1 protein-coding gene is annotated in these 237 nt (G+C 64.1%); it reads right to left on the bottom strand.

Translation table 11 applies throughout. The features are described from left to right. A partial coding sequence (locus KVT28_RS26775; protein ID WP_217551347.1) for an ATP-binding cassette domain-containing protein occupies positions 1-237 on the bottom strand: 237 nt, incomplete at both ends.

Genomic DNA, 237 nt, shown 5'->3' on the forward strand with positions numbered 1-237 from the left:
ATGGGTCACGACAATCATGGCTAGCCCCTGACCGGCTAAGGTGCGCATAGTGGCCAGCACTGCGCCGACTAACTCCGGATCGAGCGCCGAAGTGGGCTCATCGAACAGCACCAGCGCCGGTTTAATCGCCAGCGCACGCGCAATCGCCACGCGCTGCTGCTGGCCCCCGGATAGATGACGCGGCCAGGCATCGGCTTTGTCACTCAATCCCACGGTCGCCAGCAGCTCACGCGCATG

Origin of the sequence: Pantoea sp. GbtcB22, assembly GCF_019091025.1 — a bacterium.
GTDB classification, from domain to species: Bacteria; Pseudomonadota; Gammaproteobacteria; order Enterobacterales; family Enterobacteriaceae; genus Pantoea; species Pantoea leporis.